Origin of the sequence: Hippea jasoniae (genome assembly GCF_000744435.1) — a bacterium.
Taxonomy (GTDB): Bacteria; Campylobacterota_A; Desulfurellia; order Desulfurellales; family Hippeaceae; genus Hippea; species Hippea jasoniae.
Genome location: NZ_JQLX01000013.1, coordinates 51,492 through 69,583, shown reverse-complemented (window position 1 = coordinate 69,583; position 18,092 = coordinate 51,492). Strand labels below are relative to the sequence as shown.

The window sequence follows — 18,092 nt, the reverse complement described above, 5'->3', positions numbered from 1 at the left end:
TATTGCGATGGGGGATGTTGCTGAGTTTTTAAAGAGCCAGATCGATATAGTTGATGTAGTCTCGCAATATGTGCAGCTTAAAAAGCGTGGCTCAAACTATTTTGGTTTATGCCCGTTTCACAACGAGAAAACGCCTTCTTTTTCGGTTAACCCTAAAGGACAGTTTTTTCACTGCTTTGGATGTGGTGAGAGTGGCGATGTCATCACATTTTTGATGAAAATAGAAAATTTAACCTTCAAAGAAGCCATAAAAGAGCTTGCAAGAAGATACAATATACCGATTTCATTTGAAGAGAAAACCCAACACGATTTTTTATACGAGATTCATTCAATTGCTGCTGCATATTTTCAAGAAAAACTGCTTGAAAACAAACAGGCGTTAGAATATTTAAAAAAAAGGGGTATTTTTGAAAATACGATAGAATCATTTAAAATCGGTTTTGCACCAGACAGCAGGCAGCTTGAAAAAATACTAATCGAGAAAGGTTTTAATAAAAACCAGCTTCTAAACAGCGGCATATTCTTTGACTCAAAAACAGGGCTTATAAATAGGTTTAGAAACAGGATAATATTTCCGATTTTTGATGTATCAGATAGGGTTATTGCCTTTGGCGGAAGGGTGATTAACTCAAACAATACGGCAAAGTATATAAACTCACCAGAGACGGTGATCTTTTCAAAGCAGAAAACACTGTTTGGCTTAAATTTTGCAAAAGATGAGATCAAAAAACAAAAGGCTACAGTCATTACAGAAGGTTATATGGATTGCATAAAACTACACTCAAAAGGCATCAAAAACAGCGTTGCAACGCTGGGCACGGCTTTATCCAAATTTCATATAAACAACCTATCACGCTATTGCGAGGCCGTTTATCTAAACTACGATGCTGATGAGGCAGGTTTTAAAGCGATGATGCGTTCTGCAGTGATTGTTTTATCCTCAAAAACAAAGGCCTTTGTTGTGGTTTTAGACAAAGACGAAGACCCAGATAGCTTCATCGAAAAATACGGCAAAGATGCCTATATAGATAAACTAAAAAATGCAAAAGAGTATTTTAACTATATCGTTGAGTTTTTGAAAAACAGATACGACTTAGATGAGCCATCATCAAAACTTAAAGCGATTGAACAGATAAAACCGATTATCTTTAGTATTTCAGACCCGATCCTTAAGGCTTCATATATATCAAAAACAGCGTCATTGTTTAATGTATCTGAAAATATCTTTCTAAATCCATCCAAAGAGATCTCAATACCTTCAACACTGACACCTCAGGAGGCTTTTTTAAGTATAGTTTTAGGTGATATAGAACTTCTGGCGTGGGTTGAGGATTTAGAAGGGTTTGCCGATAACTTAGAGGGCATCTATAAATCGATATATCTAAAGCTTGTTAGCTACTATTTAAGCGGCGAGGAGTTTGACATATCAAAATTTGAGGTTAATTTGACAGAAGATGAAAAAAAGATAGCCTACAGGCTACTGCAGCTTCAGCAGATGCAGATGCAACAAAGATACGAAAGAAGAAAGGTGCTTATATATCTTTTAAAGCAGTTTGAGATAAAAAACCTCAAAAAACAGCTAAAAATAATGCAAAATATTATTAAAAAAGAGCCAACAGAAGAAAACTTTAAAAAATACAACGAAATATTTTCAAAATTAAAAGGGGTTGTTAGTGAGTGGAGTGGTTGAGTTTATCCTTAATGCCATAGGATACGGCGGTTACACAGGCATATTTATATTGATGTTTTTAGAGAGTTCATTTTTTCCGTTTCCCAGCGAGGTCGTTATACCACCTGCGGCATACCTTGCAGCAAAGGGTAAGATGGATCTGTTTGTGGTTATTTTAACAGGCAGTATGGGCAGCCTGGCTGGTGCAATATTCAATTACTACCTTTCGATGAAATTAGGCTATCCATTTTTGGAAAAATACGGTAAGTATGTGGGTTTAAATAAAAGACGGCTTGAGATTACAAACGACTTTTTTCTAAAACATGGAGAAATAACAACATTTATAGGAAGACTTTTGCCTGCTATAAGGCAATACATCTCTCTTCCTGCAGGGATAGCAAAAATGAACATTGTAAGATTCAGCATCTTTACGCTGCTTGGTGCATCTATATGGGTATCAATACTGGCAGCCGTGGGTTACACAATAGGCAACAACCCGCAGTTAATTAAAGCTGCAATACACAATGCTTATCTGTATATATTTCTGGCAAGTGGTATTATTATTTTTGTTTATATCAAATTAAACAGGAGAAGAACATGATAGGTGAATTCAGACGCGTAGGCAATATGCTGTTTTTAAGTCATCTTGTTGATGCCTCAAGCGGCAATATGAGTGCATTAACAAAGGATGGTATATGGATAACAAAAACAGGCAGGAGTTTATTTAACTTAAGGATGAAGGATATTGTTAAAATCGGCTTTGAAAGGGATATCAGGTGGAATGCAGCATCCAGCGAGGTAGAGATCCATGTAAATATCTACAAAACCATCGATTCAGCAAAAGCTATAATACACGCACACCCCACAAACGCCATTATTTTATCGCTAAAAGGGTATAAAAGCTTTACCCCGATAGATTACGAAGGCAGTTTGTTTCTTAAAAATGTCGATATCATCGATATTCCCTTTAACAACTGGCAGCTTGCAAAGGAGGAAATCCCTCAATACTTTAAGGATACAAACAAAAAAGTAGTGATCGCAAAGGGGCATGGCGTTTTTGCTATATCCGATACGCTTTTTGGGGCTTTGCAGCTTGTTAGCGCTTTGGAAAACTCAGCAAGAATCTTTCTGGGGGTTGAAGATGGAACAAAAGATGTTTGAAAGGCTAAAAAGGGTAGCAGATGAAATAAAAAAGGCAAAAAGTGTGGCCGTTTTAACAGGAGCCGGCATTTCAAAGGCAAGCGGCATCCCCACTTTTAGAGACAAAGATGGTTTATGGAAAAAGTTTTCGTTCTCTCAGTTTGCAACATATCAGGCGTTTAGAAAAAACCCCAAAGAGGTCTGGTTGTGGTATAACTATAGAAAAAAAATCATAAAACAGGCAAAACCAAACCCAGCACATGAAGCTTTGGCAGAATTGGAACAACGCTTCAAAGAAAACTTTACACTCATCACACAGAACATCGACAATCTGCATTACCTTTCAGGCAACAGAAATATTATTGAACTGCACGGCAATATCTTCAAAGTCAAATGCACAATATGCGATAGAGTTTATGTAGATGATAAAATCTATAGCGAGGAAGAGCTACCGCCAAAATGCAAACACTGCGGCGGGCTTTTGAGGCCTTTTGTTGTGTGGTTTGGTGAAAATTTAGATAGAGACCTGCTTGATGAGGCGATTAAATCGGCCACAAGTGATGTATTTTTATGTATCGGCACAAGCGGGGCTGTGCAACCTGCAGCAAGTCTGCCAAAGATCGCTCACGATATGGGCAGGTTTGTGGCTGAATTTAACATTGATTATTCGGGTATATCCATCTATGCTGATGAGGTTGTTATAACAGAGGTAACTGAGTCGTTGCCACAACTCATAAAACTTTTAGACAGCTGAAAATTTACATATATGCCTGAAAGGGCAGCCAAGGCAGTTTTCACCTGCAAGTGGAAATATCTCATCTGAATTTTTTATGTGGTTTAAGATGTATGTTATGAGTTGTTTGTAATCTAAATTGCCATCAAGTTTAACCTCGTTGAATAGCTTCTCTGAGTTTTTAAGCTCTATATAAAACGCCTCAGTAGCTTTAACATCATTAAAGTTTTCTTTAACCAGAATCCCATAAAACGGCATCTGCACTGAGCCTATTGAATCGTGAAGCAAAAGTAGCTGTTGCCTGTCGTATTCGTTAAAATCAAAATCATCTAAAACTCTGCTTAATTTTTTGACTTTTGGTTTTTTTATATTGCCTGTTTTGTAATCGATAATCCTGTAAACTCCGTTATCGTATTTCTGAAGTCTATCGATTGTTCCTTCTATATTATAGCCTTTAAATGTAGCTTTTATTGTTTGCTCAACACCAACAAGATAAAAACTATATTGCTTTTTTTCCTCTTCAAACAGGTCTTCAAGCTTCTTTTTTAAGATAATCTTTAAAGCCTCAAGCTGAAAGCCACCATACAGATTTTTTAATTTATTTATTCTTTCTTTAATCGCGTTATTGTTTAAACGCTCAATATCCTTAACCTTGCTAATGGCACTGTTTTTTATAATCTCAAGCTCATTTTTGCCAACTTCTTTTCCCACATACTTCCCAAAGCTATCCTTAAGCAGCTCATGCACAATAATGCCTATCTCCATAGGATCAATCTCATCTGTGGCATCCTCTTTTACCTCAATTTTTTTGGCATACTTAAGATAAAATCTATAGGGACAGTTTAGGTATGTATCTACAGCAGACGGTGAGAATATAAAATCCTTTAGCGTCTCTTTAAGATTATTTTTTATCTCTTCTTCTGCCCCAGAAAAGCTAAATGCAGGATTGATAACCTTTTTATTACACTTCCAGCTATTCTGATTGCATAAAAACTGCAACTGATAAACAAATCTACTGGGCAGTAGTTTTTCGTTATTTGATATCGTGTTTCTGTATAGAATTGTTGTTTTTTTTGATGAGAATACCTCTCTGAAGAAAAAATACTTAGCAAGCAGCTCTTTCTTTTTATACGAGGTAAGCCCCAAAGCCTCTTTTAAATCTATCGGCATCAGGGGGTCAACCTTCTCTGTGGCAGGCAAAACACCCTCCACAGCATCAACGATAAACTTCTCATCAAAATTTAGCCCCCTGCCCTCGAGCATGCCCATAATCTGAACGCCTTTTAGAGGGTATCCCTCAAACGGAATTAAAATACCACCAAACACCTCATCAAAAAGCTCTTTTGCAAACTCAATATCCTTTATTGGGTGGTCAAGTTTTTTGAGTTTTTCAACAACCTCGTTATAGAAGATATTGATAAGCTGAAACATATAACGGTTAAGCTTTTGCATATCGATTTTTTGCACGATAGATTTAAGAACCTCATAAAGTTCAGACGTATTGCCCACACTACAAAGTCTATCAAGCAGCTTAAAAACAGATTGAAATTTCCCATATTCTTTTAAATAGGTTTTTGTTGGCATGCCAATCAACTGCTTTTTTGGCTCAATACCAAATAGAGTATTGGCAAGCGGGTTGCTTAAAAGTTTATCCAGAATCACAACACTAACACCGCTTCGATGTCTAATTTTATAATCCACTGCAGCATCAAATAAACATCTAAAAAATTCCCCTACGGCTGTGAGTTTAAGCGGATAGCCCATCGTCACATTAACACTTGAGGGTTTTGTTCCAAGATACCCTAAAATTCCAAACACAACATCCTGATTGGCAAGAACAACAGCACAGCCACCCAATTCTTTGTTTTTTAACGCTTTAATTCTATCTGCAACAAAAGCAGCCTCTGTATGGAGATTTGAAAACTCATAAAACTCTATCTCGGGTGTTTCAAAATTACAATTAATATCTTTAATCTCTGCAAAACCTTCCAATTGCTTCCTAAGCTGCTTTATTGCTCCAAAACCATCAAAATATTTATCTCTTTCATTTAAATCATCATGGGCTAACACAATCAGCTTTGAGTGGTTTGCAATATTTTTCAAAAGGTTTTTTTCCGATTCAGACAAAACAACTAAGTTTGCAAATATAAAGGTTGTATTCTTATCAAAACCAAAATCGCTAAAATGTAGTTTTGAGGCTATGTTGTAGAGTTTTCCACGATAAATGTAATTTTTGTATTTATTTTCATACTCTTCAAACAGCTCTGGTAGATGTTCTAAAATAACATGCGCCTCTTTGACTGTTTCATAATAAGTAGCACTTCTGAATTTCTTAATCTCTTTTTGTTTATCCTGTAGCTCAACATCATCAAATAACTCAGAAACCAGCTTTGCCCATTTCAGCAACGCTACATGATTGCCTTTAAAATGCGATTTTATCTTATCAACAGATTTCAAAAGCTCATAAAAAAACAGATGTCTTTCAACAGGAGAGTGCAGAATATAATCATTACCATCCATCACTATCTTTTTAACAAAATCATCTATGGCAAAAAATTCACAGCTCAATTGCTCTGTTGTATTTAAATTTTTCTGAACAAACCGATTAAACCTTCTGTTAACCGAAACAAAAATAACCTTTTTATTATCTTTAAGCTCATTTTTTATGATTTCTGAGGCTTTTTTTGCTAAATTGCAGCCAACATCTATGCGATAGAATTCAGCTTGCATCAACAATTCTCCTGTCTTTGACATAATAAAGCAAACCTTTTGCCTTCTCAAACAAAGCCGTATAACTCTTTATCTGGTCTTTATGATGATCCATAGCAATACCTGTTTTATAATCGATTACATAAACAACTGAATCCTTGATAACAATTCTGTCGGGTCTTAGAATATTACCCTGGCTATCAACAAACTCCTTTTCCACATAAACGGCATCTACGCTATAAAAATAGTCACTTAAATCCTCAAGCGTATTTTTTACCCACTGCTTTAGCGTTTTTTTATCGTTATCTGGGATGTTGTAAACCATACAGACCTCATCCACAAGATTATCAATATTATTAGTTTTATCAATTTTTGACATAATCTCGTGAAAAACATCACCCAATTTTATTTTTTCAACATCGCCTTCAATATCTACCTTTGAGAATATATTGAGGCGGTTTGTAAAATTACCCCTAAAGGTTGATTTAATCGCTTCTTTCTGCTCCGTTTTTAGTTTTTCACCCCTAAACTGCCCTACTTTATAAACCGCACCGTTTTCTTTAACATCCATTTTCAAGCTTCTAATAATAAAATCTATAGCGTTTAAGGGTTTGTCGTTATTTTTACCACTCTTTTTTGGGGGTAGATTGCCTATAATAAACAGGTTGCCTTTTGGGCGTGTATTTGCCACATACATCAGATTTAGCGCTTCAACAAAAACATTTTCTTTATGTCTTTTGTAAATATCGCCTGCAGCATCAAACATTATTGCAAGTTTTTTGTCGATCTTTACATACGCATTTTTTTTCTTTCCAATCAGATCAGCAATATCAAAGCTGCCGTAGATGCTATCATTTGTTGTAAAGTTCCAATCGTAATAAGGAATGATAACCGTATTGCTATCAAGCCCTTTTGCTTTGTGGATACTCATAACCTTTATGGCATCAACATTTTCTGAAACAGAAACAGAAACATCGCCCTTTTTTAAGAAATAATCCAACACCTCATAAAGCCCCATTCCTTTTTGGGTGAACTCAAAAACAGCATCAAGAAAACTCTCAAAATAGGAGCGGTTATCTGTAAACTCTATTATTTCCTTCTGATGAGCAAAATCGATCAGATATGCAAAAAATTCATACGGGTTGAACGCTGAAACCTGTTGTTTTAGCTCATTTAGCTTTTCGTCGCTTAAATTTATATCAAGCACCTCAAGGGTTTCTTTGCCATCCCTTTCAATAGCAAAACTTGCCAGTGCAAGAATTTTTTTTATATCAACAAGCGATGTTACAATCAAAAAATCCTCACTAACAACGGGAACCTCAGGAAAATGCTTCTTAATTATGGCAATGGTTTTTTTTATGTCGCTGTTTCTTCTTAAAAGAACCATTATGTTTGAATAGGATTCACCTTGACTGATACTAAAATCAATAGTATCTTTCAGCTGTTGTTCGTAAAAATCATCCTCGTTTTCTTTCTCAAAGCTCCCTACAACAACTTTTACAAAACCCTCACAATTCTTACTGCATTTCTGTTTAACATTTTCATAAATTGCACCAACACCACCAAAATCGTATAACTGAGCAAAGTTTTCAATGTTTTTATAACTGAATAGTTCATTGTTAAACTCAACAATATTCCTACAAGAGCGGTAGTTTGTATCAAGAGTCTCTTTTTTGTAATTATTTCCAAACTTGTTAAATAGTCTAAAATCACCACCGCGCCAGCCGTAAATTGCCTGTTTTTTATCGCCAACAACAAAAATACTGCCATCTGTTGAGTTTTCTATTTCATCAATAAAACACTTCAAAGCCTTAAACTGCTCAGATGATGTATCCTGAAACTCATCAATGAGATAATGCCTTAGTTTTTCTGCAAGCTGGATAAAGTTGTAGCTGTAGCTATTACTTTTTAAAATATCACCAACAATCCTCAAAATCTCATCACCAAAAACTACATTCAACCTCTTTTTGGTTAACTCAATATTTTTATTCAACTTTGTTGTAAATTTGATCGTCTGATCAATTTCTGCCATTTTTTTCAATAGATAAAAAATTCTAATCACCCTGAAGGCTTCTTTAACAAGTTCTTTAAAGTTATCTTCAATTTCATCACTTAAACTTTTATTTTTTTTGTATAGCTCGCCTACATCTTTTGCGCATCTTTTAAGCTTCTCGATCCTTTTTTCATCACTTAAATAGTAATCGATGCTGTTTTGTCTGGTGAATATTCCCGCTTTATTAGCGTTAAAAACACCACCGCTACTATTGATGATATCTGCTATCTGGTTAATCATATTTTCAAAACGGCTTTTTAAGGCTTGTTCAATGCATCTATAGTTGCCGTTGCAATTAAGCATCAATCTATTTTCGACATATTTTTTAAAACCATTCAGCTGCCAATCTGCACTGCTAATATTAGTATTTTCTAAAAGAAGGCTTTTCAGGATAAAGATGGGGTTTAAAGAATACCTTTTGGGATTTAAAGTTAGGTATTCCTCAAGCAACTTCAAAAGCCCTTCATGGTTATTTTTATCAAGCAGCATTTCAGAAAAAGATAGATCAATTAGTTCTTCTTTATCAAAACTAACCTCGTAATCGGGTCTTATTGCACGCATAACAGAGAGGCTTCTTAAGATCCTGTTCATAAATGAATCTATAGTTGAAACATTGAAATCTGAATAGTTGTTAAGAATATCTATTAATATATTTCTTGCTTCAATTTCGGGACTTTTAGCAGAATGTAGGGCAAAATCATTTAAATTAACATTTCCGTTTTTATTTGCGATAGCCTCAAGGATAGAGATAATACGCTCACGCATCTCGGCTGCTGCTTTATTGGTAAATGTTATGGCAATGATACTTGAAAGCTTATCTTTAGAAAGACCTGTCAATAGATCTATAAATCGCCTTGCAAGGCTGTATGTTTTGCCGCTTCCAGCAGATGCCTCAACAATCAGCAGTCTTTTAAAACCATTCATCAATCAACAGTCTCTATCTTCTTGAGCTTTTCGCAATACTCTTTAGTTAACAGGTCGCACCCCTTCAAAAGATGTTTTAGATAAGCCTTTGTTGGTTTTAAATTGTTGTCTATCTTGTTTTCGTTTGCAATATACACAACAGCCTCAACCTCTGCTCCGCTATCAAGCTTAACAACAACTATATCCCTATAGTAGTGCGTCGGGCAACCCTCAGCCTGATCAAGTCTATCAATACCAGATTGATCTATTTCATAAACAATACCCTCAACAACACCGCTTTCATCCTTAACAATATTGGCATAACCCACACCTTCATCTGATGCCATCTTGTTAAATGCAAGTTTCCATCCTTTCAAGACTGCATACTGCCTGTCTTTAAACAAAACACCCCTATCCCTCATTCTTTCTGGGTTCATATTGGAACCATAAGCAAAATACTTCATAACACCCTCCACTTCTTTAAAGATATGCAACAACTTTTGCCTTGAATTAAATTAAGCATATCAATTTATTTATATTGGTGCAAGTTTATTATGAACAAATGCAAAAAATCAATTTATGTTTGCCAAATTTACAAGCAGGTGTAAAATTAAACCTATGGATGCGAGTGTTCTTCATTTAATAGCGGCATTCTTCATAGGTTGCATAGTGGGGCTGATAAATGTTTTAGCCGGTGGGGGCTCTTTTTTAACACTGGCGTTTCTTATCGCCATAGGTCTACCACCCAATGTTGCAAACGGCACAAACAGGGTTGGCCTTGTTTTGCAGAACAGCTTTGCATCCTTTAAATTCTACAAACTCAATATATTAAAAACGCGTTTTGGGTTAGCCGTTGCAATCCCCACTCTAATTGGAGCCTTGCTTGGTAGTTTTATAGCCGTTCATATACCAAATGAACTTTTAAAAAAAATTATAGCAATCCTGATGGTTCTAATAAGCTTAATAACCATCTACAAACCTGAAAGGTTTGCCAAAAAGGAGCCGCTAAACAAAAAAAACTGGTTTTTTATACTACTTGCATTCTTTTTTATAGGCATATACGGTGGTTTTATTCAGGCTGGCGTGGGTTTTTTTATTATTGCAGCATCTGTATGGGGCGGATTCAGTATGGTTGAGGCCAACGCCATAAAGGTCTTTCTCATCACACTTTATACGATACTGATTTTGCCGATATTCTTTATCTCTCATCAGGTAAACCTCCTGGTGGGCATTTTTTTGGGTGCTGGCAGTATCCTTGGAGCAAAAGCTGCAATACATCTGTCAATCAAGAAAGGTGATAAGTTCATAAGGGGTGTTTTGCTTGTTATTTTAGTATTCTTTGCCATTAAACTGATGTTTTTTTAGAGGTTTTAGATGGAGTTTTATATAGTTTCTGTGGGAGAGGAAATCCTTGAGGGCTCTATAGTTGACACAAACAGCAACTTCATGGCAAGGCTTCTTAAACAAAACGGATACAAAGTAAACGGCATAATGGCTACAGGCGATGATATAGATAGGCTTACCGAACTTTTTCAAAATCTATCTTTAAAAAACGCCTTTGTTATCTCAACAGGCGGTCTTGGACCCACATTTGACGATAACACAACTCTGGCTCTATCAAAAGCCTGCAACCTAAGAGTTAAACTAAACAGAGATGTATATTTTGACATAGTAAAAAAGGTAAAAGCAAAAGGCGTTGAGTTAAAGCCCTCACATTCAAAACAGGCATACCTGCCCTACCCCTGCAGAATCATAAAAAATCCCCACGGTACGGCTGCAGGTTTTATCGTTAAATGTAACAATGCATATTTTGCTGCTCTGCCTGGTGTGCCAAGTGAAATGAAATCTATGGTCAATGAAGTGATAAGTTTTATATCAACGATAATCCCATCACAAAAACTATTTAGTCAAGACATAAAACTCATAGGTGTGCCTGAATCGGATATGGACAAATTCCTTAAAGACAAAATCCCCGATGATGGTGAGGTGATTTTAAACGCTATGGAGGGTGAACTTGCCGTTAGAATTAGAGCTGGCAGCAAAGAAATAATAGAAAATTTATCAAACAAGATTAAAAAACAATTCGGCTATAAGGTTTATTCTTTTAATAACCGCTCAATCGAAGATGTTTTGTCTGAAACATTAAACAGGCTCAACCTAACAATAGCATTTGAAGAAACAATAACAGCGGGCTATTTAGCATATCTTATGCACGACAAAAGCTGTTTTGTTGCAAGCTGCATAAATAAACCGTTGTGTAATACAGATGCTGACATTATTGCAAAACCTTTCAATCTTAAAGGTAACGAATTTGAACTGTTTATCAAATTTCACAAAGACTCCTATCAAACACGGCTAAGATACATGGGCAATAAAAACTTTATGCATAAGGCTATAGCAAAAAGGACGCTGGGTTTTATCTATCAATACCTAAAAGAAAATATTGATTTTTCAACAAGCTGAGATTATCATCCTTGTGGGAGGTAAAAATGGGCGAGGTTAAGGTTTACCCTGATTCGATTTTAAGAAAAAAAGCAACAGATGTTGAAAAAATAGATGATAACATTATAGAAATGCTCAACAGAATGGCAGAAATAATGTATAAGTATAACGGCATAGGCCTTGCAGCAGAGCAGATCGGTTTAACAAAGAAGCTGGTCGTAATAGATTTAAGGGAAAACGATAAAAACAATTTGATAGAGCTTATCAACCCGGTTATTGTTGCAAGTGAGGGTATCTATGAAGAACATGAAGAGGGTTGCTTGAGTGTGCCGGGCTATTACGATGTTGTTAAAGATAGAAAAAAATGGATAAAGGTAAGGTATTTGGATAGAAACGAAAATGAAAAGGAGCTTGAAACCGACCAATTCCTAAGTGTTGTTATTCAACATGAAATAGACCATCTAAACGGCAAACTGTTTATAGATCATCTACCACCAACAAAAAAGGAACTTTTTAAAAAACAGTGGAAGAAAAAGGCAAAGGAAAACAGATGAAGGTTTTGTTTTTTTCAACAAGCGAGTTTGGCATAAAACCGCTTGAGGCGTTGCATAATTCAAAACAGTTTGAGGTAGCAGGAGTCATATCAACACCTGATGCAAGGGGAAAAAGGGGCAAAAAGCTCATAAAACCACCTGTAAAAGAGCTGGCAGAGCAGCTCTCTTATGAGGTTTTTCAGCCAGAAAAGCTAAAAGAGAAGAGTGTTATTGACAAAATAGCCTCTTTTGGTGCAGATATATTTGTTGTTGTTTCATATGGAAAAATAATTCCCAGAGAGATTTTAGACATTCCAAAGCTGGGCAGTATAAACATTCATCCATCGATTTTACCGTTGTATAGAGGGCCATCACCCATTAATACAGCCCTTTTAAACGGCGACAGCTACACAGGCGTATCAATAATAGAAGTGACACAAAAAGTTGATGCTGGCGGCGTTTATATGCAATGGATCGAAAAAATATCAGACTCAGACAACTACCCTACCCTACATGATAGGCTAAGTCAAATTGGTGCAAAGATGCTTTTATGCACACTTGAAAACCTTAAGTTTTTAAAGCCAATACCACAGAACGAAATGCTTGCAACATACACACAAATCATAAAAAAAGAGGATGGCAAAATCGATTTTGAAAACCAGACGGCCACACAGATAAGAAACAAAATTAGAGCCTTCTATAGCTGGCCTACTGCTTACTTTTACCATAAGAATAAAATGTTCAAAGTCTTTGATGCAGATGTTGTTAAATTAGAACAACCAAAGCCAGCAGAGGTTGTTGAGTGCACAAAAAAAAGCCTTATAATCGGCTGCAGGGAGGATGCAATCTCAATAAAAAAAATCCAGCCCCAATCAAAGAAGGTGATGGATATTGCAGCCTTTTTAGCAGGGTATAAGTTTAATAAAGGTGAAAAAATCGGCTAAATACGCCCTATTTATACTGCCTATTGCCTCATTCTACTTTCCCTTCTTGAGTTTTTTTGCCTTTGTCTGGCTGTTTGATGAAAAAAATAATCTAAAAGACATAGCCGTTGGGTTTGGGCTTTTTTATCTATTTCTGTTTTCTGGACTCTACAAAAGCGTGCATATCTACTATGGACTAAATGCGATACTGGGCGTTTTGGCTGTTTTTGGAGTTGCTTTATATAGCCTTATTTTTATTTTATCGGGTTTTTATGTCTTCAAAAAATCCAACACAGGAATATATTTTTTGCCTGTTTTTATTACAGCTTTTGAGATCTTAAGAAATATACTGCTTTTTGGTTTTCCCGTAGGCAATATAAACATACTCACCTATAACATCAATTTTTTTATTCAGGATGCTTCAATCTTTGGCAGTATGATAGAGGATTTAAAGATTCTGTATATCAATCTTGCAGTTTTTCTTTTGATTAGAAAAGCCGCCAAACCTGCTGTGTTAATTATAGCGGCTGTGGCAGCTTTAACTGTTGCAGGGTTTATCTTTAAGCCAGAAAAAATAGAAACAAAAAACAGCTCACTTGCCGTTATTCAGGGCAACATACCGCAGAATGAAAAATGGGCAGATGAGTTTTTACAGAGAAATCTATTAATTTACTTAAAACTTTCAAAAGAAGCTTCATCAAAGGTAGTTTTATGGCCAGAGTCTGCCTACCCCTATCTATTTTCACCTAAATACTCATCCTATGTTTCAAAAAACTTTGATAATCAAACAACATATATTTTTGGAGCAGTCAGAAAAGACAGTAACAACTATTACGACAGTGTTATAGAATACAAAAACGGCTTATTTCACTTCTACGATAAACAAAAGCTGGTTCCGTTTGCTGAATTTATACCATTCTCAAACCTTATAGGTTTAAATGGTTATAGTTTCAACAAAGGCTCTTCTTTAAAAATCTTTATTGCCGATAAACTAAAAATCGCACCCCTGATTTGCTATGAGGAAAACTTTTCTTCGCTTTCACGCCAATATAAGCTAAAAGGTGCGGATGTGATAGCCGTTTTTACAAACGATGCGTGGTTTGACAAAACTCCTACTTTTGAGCTTTTTCCAAGAAGTGACATCTACAGGGCGATAGAAAACTCTATTTTTGTAATAAGAGCCGCAAATACTGGCAAAACCTTTATCGTCAATCAAAACGGAGCAATAGTTAAACAGCTAAAAGTTGATCAGAGATCTATCTTGAAAGTTAATAAAATAGAGATCTTTGCTTCAACAATCTACGATAGACTTGGCTATCTATTTGATTATTTATTGGTAATTGCAGCTATACTCTTATTTTCTTTAAGAATATATAAAAACCCAAAGCGGCAAGAATAATATCAGGCAGATAAAGTGGCCAGAAAATATGATGGGCATGATAAAAGGTTTTTGCTATCGAATACAAGATATAGTATGCAAAGAAAATAAACAGACTCAACACAATCCCTGCACTTTTGCCGCTGCGTGCAAAGTTTATACCAAAGCCAAAAGCAACAAGAGATAGCATAAACACGCTCAAAGACAGAGCAATCATTCTGTGAATTTCAAACAAAGCTTCGGGATTATGCGTTTTTTTAAAAAGATTATAGAGTTCAACTACATTCATAAATCGTGGCTCATTTTTATTATAAATATTACTTTTTGTTACAAGAAACGCCACCTTATAGACATCAAAAGATCCATACTCAACAATTCCTTTTTTCTCAGAGTACATTTTGACATCAAAGAATGTGGCAAGAATCCCGTTGTTTAAATCACTCAAAACAGACCTCTTTGCTACAAAAACCTGATTTTTATTGGAAAAAAACACCTCTTTTAGTTTCTTTCTATCGGCTGATAGCTCTTTAGCCCACAACACCCCATCAAGTTTGTCGTAAAATGTATTGGGTTTTAGAGCAAGGTATATTTTTCCCTTTAAAGCCTTTGTAAGCTCGGTTTTGTAGTTAAACTTTGAGCTGTTTGCAAGGAAGCCTATATCGTAAATCATCAACACAAAAACAAACAAACTCAAAAGAAATGCAGGAAAATAAACCCTAACAAGTGAAATACCACTGCTGCGAAATGCTGTAATCTCAGAATTCAGCGACATATCTGAATAGACATAGTTTACAGCAATTGTTAAAGCCATAGGGATTGTAAAAACACTCAAAAAGACAGCCGTATCAAATAAAACTTTAAAGATAAAACCCAGCGATGAGCCTTCAGAAAACAGTATATCATAAATCTTAACAATATCCCCGATAATCATTATCAGTGTAATGATTAAAAATGAAACAACAAAAGAAAGCGCAAGGTTTTTGAGTATATAGTAATCAACCCTTTTTAGCATCAAAAACCCCAGAAATATCTAACAAAATAGCTACCAACAAAGATATACAATACGGCAGCAAAACTCAAAGCAGGGCCAAAGGGAATCTGACTATCGCTGTCCTTTTTAGAGATCAGCATATACCCGATACCTGCAGCTGCACCAACAAAAGAACCTACAAAAAGGCTAAACAAAACACCTTTTAAGCCAATAAAAGTGCCAATGCCGGATAAAAGCTTTATATCGCCACCACCCATCGCCTCTTTTTTAAAGATAAGCTTACCAAAAACAGCCACAGCATAGAGAATCAAAAAACCAGCCGCACCACCAATTAAACTATCAACGACCCTGTGTTGCAAAAGTGCAAAAATCAAGCCCACAACGATCAAACCGATACTGATTCTATCTGGAATAATAAAATGCTTCAAATCTATAAACGATGCAACAATTAACGCATAACCAAAAATAAGATAAACTGCAAGATCAAGACAGATACCAAATTTTCTATAAACAAGGTAGGTAAATATTGCTGTTAACATCTCAACCGCTGGATAAACAACAGAAATTGGGCTTTTGCAATACCTGCATCTGCCTTTTAGAAGCACAAAACTCAAAACAGGTATATTATCATACCACTTTATCCTGTTTTTACATACAGGGCAGGCAGAGGGTGGATAAACTATAGACTCACCACGAGGAATTCTATAGATACATACATTTAAAAAACTGCCAATTACAAGACCAAAAACAACAACGGCTATATCAATCATTTCTTTTTGTCGTAAAAATAGATGCAACAATGATACTTACAACATAGAGCAGCGTTAAAGGTGTTGCCATAAGAAACTGAGTAAAAATATCAGGAGGTGTAAGAATTGCTGCAACGATAAAGATTATAAGTAGCGCATAATCAAATCGTTTAAGAAGGTCTTTGCCGTTTATAATACCCATTCGTGCAAGTATAAAAGATACAACAGGTAGCTCAAAAACAAGCCCAAAAGACATCACCATTTTCAAAAATAGCGACATATACTGCTTTATTGAAGGCATGGCAGAAAGCTCTTTGCCGCCGTATCTTAAAAGAAACTTAAAACCCAAAGGCAAAACGACTTCATATGCAAAAACAGCACCGCTTATAAAGAAAAAACTAAAGGCAAGGACAAAGGGAATTGCAAATCTCTTTTCGTTTTCTTTAAGACCCGGCTTAACAAACAGCCAGATTTGATAAAATGTAAAAGGTATGGAAACTATTACAGCTGCCACAACGGCTGCTTCAATCCTTACCCAAAAAGCCTCTGTAACACCTGTAAAGATTATCTTGCTACCTGTAGGAAGCGCCTGTTTTAAAGGAGCTATAGCTATATTTATAATTTTTTCGGAATAGGAAAGTGTGCCAATTAAGGCAACCAAGATTCCACCGATTATCCATAAAAGCCTGATTCTTAGCTCCTCGATATGCTCAAGGAGCGTCATCTCATTGGGGTCTTTTTTGATCTTCCTCTTTCTTTTCATCCTCATCCTTTAAAAATTCTTCCCATTTTTTCTCTATCTGTTTTTTTGGGTTAATCTCATCAATTGTCTCTAAATCTTCATTGAGCTCTCTTTGCAATTCATCAATAGCTTTTTTTATGTTTTTATAGATATACGCAACACCCCTTAAAATCTCAGGCAACCTTTTTGGCCCCACAATAAAGATAGCAATAACCGCTATAACAATCATTTCGGGTGTGCCAATCGAAAACATACCGCCTTCTCCTTTCGCATTAAGCCTAATAAAAGTTGACCCTCTTGTCAAAAAATAATAATCTTTTTAAAAAAGGAGGTGAAGTATGCAAAGTCACGAGATAGACTACAAGATTATTGGCGATGATATGCAAATTGTTGAGGTAGAGTTAGACCCAAACGAAACGGTTATTGCAGAAGCAGGTGCAATGAACTACATGGAGGATGGCATAAAATTTGAAGCTAAATTGGGCGACGGCAGAGAGGAAGGCGGATTGCTGGGCAAACTATTTCAGGCTGGCAAAAGGGCTTTAGCTCAGGAGTCTTTGTTTATAACTCACTTTACCAATGTATCCTCGGGTAAAAAACATGTGGCATTTTCTGCACCCTATCCCGGCAAAATCATACCTGTGGATTTAGGGTCATTGCAGGGCGATCTTTTATGCCAGAAAGATGCTTTTTTGTGTGCAGCCTATGGAACAAAAATCGATATCGCATTTACAAAACGCTTTGGCACAGGCCTTTTTGGCGGTGAAGGATTTATACTTGAAAGGCTGAAAGGCGATGGTATGGTGTTTATCCATGCAGGTGGAACAGTAATCAAAAAAGAGTTGCACAATGAAATTTTAAGGGTGGATACGGGCTGTATTGTGGCTTTTGATGAGTCTATAGACTACTCTATCGAGCTTGTTGGCGGCTTAAAATCGATGTTCTTTGGCGGGGAGGGTATGTTTTTAGCCACCCTATCTGGCACAGGCACGGTGTATCTGCAGAGTCTACCATTCTCACGCCTTGCAGATAGAATTATAGAAAACGCTCCAAAAATAGGTGGAAGCTCCAAGGGTGAAGGTTCAATACTTGGCAGTATAGGAAGATTCTTGGATGGTGATGATTAA

The 18,092-nt window shown here is 36.0% G+C and carries 17 protein-coding genes; 10 read left to right on the top strand and 7 right to left on the bottom strand.

Translation table 11 applies throughout. The features are described from left to right. Positions 1-7: 7 nt before the first annotated feature. The 4 genes from dnaG to EK17_RS05190 are packed head-to-tail and all read left to right on the top strand — an operon-like array spanning position 8 to position 3,563. Positions 8-1,690: a DNA primase gene (gene dnaG, locus EK17_RS05205; protein WP_051904448.1), complete on the top strand. Its 1,683-nt coding sequence runs from the start codon at positions 8-10 to the stop codon at positions 1,688-1,690. Beyond that, positions 1,674-2,270, top strand: coding sequence for a DedA family protein (locus tag EK17_RS05200; protein WP_232229308.1), 597 nt, complete (start codon positions 1,674-1,676; stop codon positions 2,268-2,270). Before dnaG ends, EK17_RS05200 begins: the two co-directional genes overlap by 17 nt. Then, complete coding sequence (locus tag EK17_RS05195) at positions 2,267-2,830, top strand: class II aldolase/adducin family protein (protein ID WP_035588233.1); 564 nt, start codon at positions 2,267-2,269, stop codon at positions 2,828-2,830. Before EK17_RS05200 ends, EK17_RS05195 begins: the two co-directional genes overlap by 4 nt. Next, positions 2,811-3,563, top strand: a complete 753-nt coding sequence (locus EK17_RS05190) for an SIR2 family NAD-dependent protein deacylase (RefSeq protein ID WP_051904447.1) — start codon at positions 2,811-2,813, stop codon at positions 3,561-3,563. The genes EK17_RS05195 and EK17_RS05190 overlap by 20 nt, the downstream gene beginning before the upstream one ends. Here the strand turns inward: EK17_RS05190 and EK17_RS05185 are convergent. The 3 genes from EK17_RS05185 to EK17_RS05175 are packed head-to-tail and all read right to left on the bottom strand — an operon-like array spanning position 3,552 to position 9,671. Continuing rightward, positions 3,552-6,272 carry a PD-(D/E)XK nuclease family protein gene (locus EK17_RS05185; protein ID WP_035588230.1) on the bottom strand — a complete coding sequence of 907 codons (2,721 nt, stop codon included), beginning with the start codon at positions 6,270-6,272 and terminating at the stop codon, positions 3,552-3,554. The two genes, EK17_RS05190 and EK17_RS05185, sit on opposite strands and share 12 nt — an antisense overlap. Beyond that, the gene (locus EK17_RS05180; RefSeq protein ID WP_035588227.1) at positions 6,262-9,228 is read right to left on the bottom strand and encodes a UvrD-helicase domain-containing protein; all 2,967 of its coding nucleotides are present in this window, start codon (positions 9,226-9,228) and stop codon (positions 6,262-6,264) included. Before EK17_RS05180 ends, EK17_RS05185 begins: the two co-directional genes overlap by 11 nt. Further along, positions 9,228-9,671 (bottom strand): gamma-glutamylcyclotransferase family protein, encoded by a 444-nt coding sequence (locus tag EK17_RS05175; RefSeq protein ID WP_035588223.1) that lies wholly within the window; start codon positions 9,669-9,671, stop codon positions 9,228-9,230. Before EK17_RS05175 ends, EK17_RS05180 begins: the two co-directional genes overlap by 1 nt. A 154-nt stretch (positions 9,672-9,825) precedes the next feature. On the opposite strand from EK17_RS05175, the gene EK17_RS05170 reads away from it, so the two are divergent. From EK17_RS05170 to lnt, 5 genes are read left to right on the top strand one after another with little or no spacing between them, the layout of a single operon-like run. Next, a complete protein-coding gene (locus EK17_RS05170) occupies positions 9,826-10,572 on the top strand; it encodes a sulfite exporter TauE/SafE family protein (RefSeq protein WP_035588220.1) in 747 nt (248 codons plus the stop codon). 9 nt (positions 10,573-10,581) lie between these two features. Continuing rightward, positions 10,582-11,670 carry a competence/damage-inducible protein A gene (locus tag EK17_RS05165; protein ID WP_035588217.1) on the top strand — a complete coding sequence of 363 codons (1,089 nt, stop codon included), beginning with the start codon at positions 10,582-10,584 and terminating at the stop codon, positions 11,668-11,670. A 26-nt stretch (positions 11,671-11,696) separates the two neighbouring features. Then, positions 11,697-12,203 (top strand): peptide deformylase, encoded by a 507-nt coding sequence (gene def, locus EK17_RS05160; RefSeq protein WP_035588215.1) that lies wholly within the window; start codon positions 11,697-11,699, stop codon positions 12,201-12,203. Then, a complete protein-coding gene (gene fmt / locus EK17_RS05155; RefSeq protein ID WP_035588564.1) occupies positions 12,200-13,126 on the top strand; it encodes a methionyl-tRNA formyltransferase in 927 nt (308 codons plus the stop codon). Before def ends, fmt begins: the two co-directional genes overlap by 4 nt. Continuing rightward, positions 13,110-14,504, top strand: a complete 1,395-nt coding sequence (gene lnt / locus EK17_RS05150; RefSeq protein ID WP_035588213.1) for an apolipoprotein N-acyltransferase — start codon at positions 13,110-13,112, stop codon at positions 14,502-14,504. Before fmt ends, lnt begins: the two co-directional genes overlap by 17 nt. Here lnt and EK17_RS05145 read toward each other — a convergent pair. The 4 genes from EK17_RS05145 to EK17_RS05130 are packed head-to-tail and all read right to left on the bottom strand — an operon-like array spanning position 14,452 to position 17,218. Continuing rightward, complete coding sequence (locus EK17_RS05145; RefSeq protein WP_035588208.1) at positions 14,452-15,495, bottom strand: LptF/LptG family permease; 1,044 nt, start codon at positions 15,493-15,495, stop codon at positions 14,452-14,454. The two genes, lnt and EK17_RS05145, sit on opposite strands and share 53 nt — an antisense overlap. Beyond that, positions 15,495-16,244, bottom strand: coding sequence for a prepilin peptidase (locus EK17_RS05140; RefSeq protein WP_035588205.1), 750 nt, complete (start codon positions 16,242-16,244; stop codon positions 15,495-15,497). The genes EK17_RS05145 and EK17_RS05140 overlap by 1 nt, the downstream gene beginning before the upstream one ends. Continuing rightward, positions 16,237-16,986 (bottom strand): twin-arginine translocase subunit TatC, encoded by a 750-nt coding sequence (gene tatC, locus EK17_RS05135; protein WP_051904445.1) that lies wholly within the window; start codon positions 16,984-16,986, stop codon positions 16,237-16,239. The genes EK17_RS05140 and tatC overlap by 8 nt, the downstream gene beginning before the upstream one ends. After that, positions 16,949-17,218, bottom strand: coding sequence for a twin-arginine translocase TatA/TatE family subunit (locus tag EK17_RS05130; protein WP_035588200.1), 270 nt, complete (start codon positions 17,216-17,218; stop codon positions 16,949-16,951). The genes tatC and EK17_RS05130 overlap by 38 nt, the downstream gene beginning before the upstream one ends. Before the next feature lie 85 nt (positions 17,219-17,303). Here EK17_RS05130 and EK17_RS05125 point away from each other — a divergent pair, with 85 nt between their 5' ends. After that, positions 17,304-18,092, top strand: a complete 789-nt coding sequence (locus EK17_RS05125; protein ID WP_035588198.1) for a TIGR00266 family protein — start codon at positions 17,304-17,306, stop codon at positions 18,090-18,092.

What these genes read in the sequence shown, in the direction of transcription:
- dnaG (WP_051904448.1), top strand. Translation starts at nt 8, where the DNA reads ATGGGGGATGTTGCTGAGTTTTTAAAGAGCCAGATCGATATAGTTGAT.
- EK17_RS05195 (WP_035588233.1), top strand. Translation starts at nt 2,267, where the DNA reads ATGATAGGTGAATTCAGACGCGTAGGCAATATGCTGTTTTTAAGTCAT.
- EK17_RS05190 (WP_051904447.1), top strand. Translation starts at nt 2,811, where the DNA reads ATGGAACAAAAGATGTTTGAAAGGCTAAAAAGGGTAGCAGATGAAATA.
- EK17_RS05185 (WP_035588230.1), bottom strand. Translation starts at nt 6,272, where the DNA reads ATGCAAGCTGAATTCTATCGCATAGATGTTGGCTGCAATTTAGCAAAA.
- EK17_RS05180 (WP_035588227.1), bottom strand. Translation starts at nt 9,228, where the DNA reads ATGAATGGTTTTAAAAGACTGCTGATTGTTGAGGCATCTGCTGGAAGC.
- EK17_RS05175 (WP_035588223.1), bottom strand. Translation starts at nt 9,671, where the DNA reads ATGAAGTATTTTGCTTATGGTTCCAATATGAACCCAGAAAGAATGAGG.
- EK17_RS05170 (WP_035588220.1), top strand. Translation starts at nt 9,826, where the DNA reads ATGGATGCGAGTGTTCTTCATTTAATAGCGGCATTCTTCATAGGTTGC.
- EK17_RS05165 (WP_035588217.1), top strand. Translation starts at nt 10,582, where the DNA reads ATGGAGTTTTATATAGTTTCTGTGGGAGAGGAAATCCTTGAGGGCTCT.
- def (WP_035588215.1), top strand. Translation starts at nt 11,697, where the DNA reads ATGGGCGAGGTTAAGGTTTACCCTGATTCGATTTTAAGAAAAAAAGCA.
- fmt (WP_035588564.1), top strand. Translation starts at nt 12,200, where the DNA reads ATGAAGGTTTTGTTTTTTTCAACAAGCGAGTTTGGCATAAAACCGCTT.
- EK17_RS05145 (WP_035588208.1), bottom strand. Translation starts at nt 15,495, where the DNA reads ATGCTAAAAAGGGTTGATTACTATATACTCAAAAACCTTGCGCTTTCT.
- EK17_RS05140 (WP_035588205.1), bottom strand. Translation starts at nt 16,244, where the DNA reads ATGATTGATATAGCCGTTGTTGTTTTTGGTCTTGTAATTGGCAGTTTT.
- tatC (WP_051904445.1), bottom strand. Translation starts at nt 16,986, where the DNA reads ATGAAAAGAAAGAGGAAGATCAAAAAAGACCCCAATGAGATGACGCTC.
- EK17_RS05130 (WP_035588200.1), bottom strand. Translation starts at nt 17,218, where the DNA reads ATGTTTTCGATTGGCACACCCGAAATGATTGTTATAGCGGTTATTGCT.
- EK17_RS05125 (WP_035588198.1), top strand. Translation starts at nt 17,304, where the DNA reads ATGCAAAGTCACGAGATAGACTACAAGATTATTGGCGATGATATGCAA.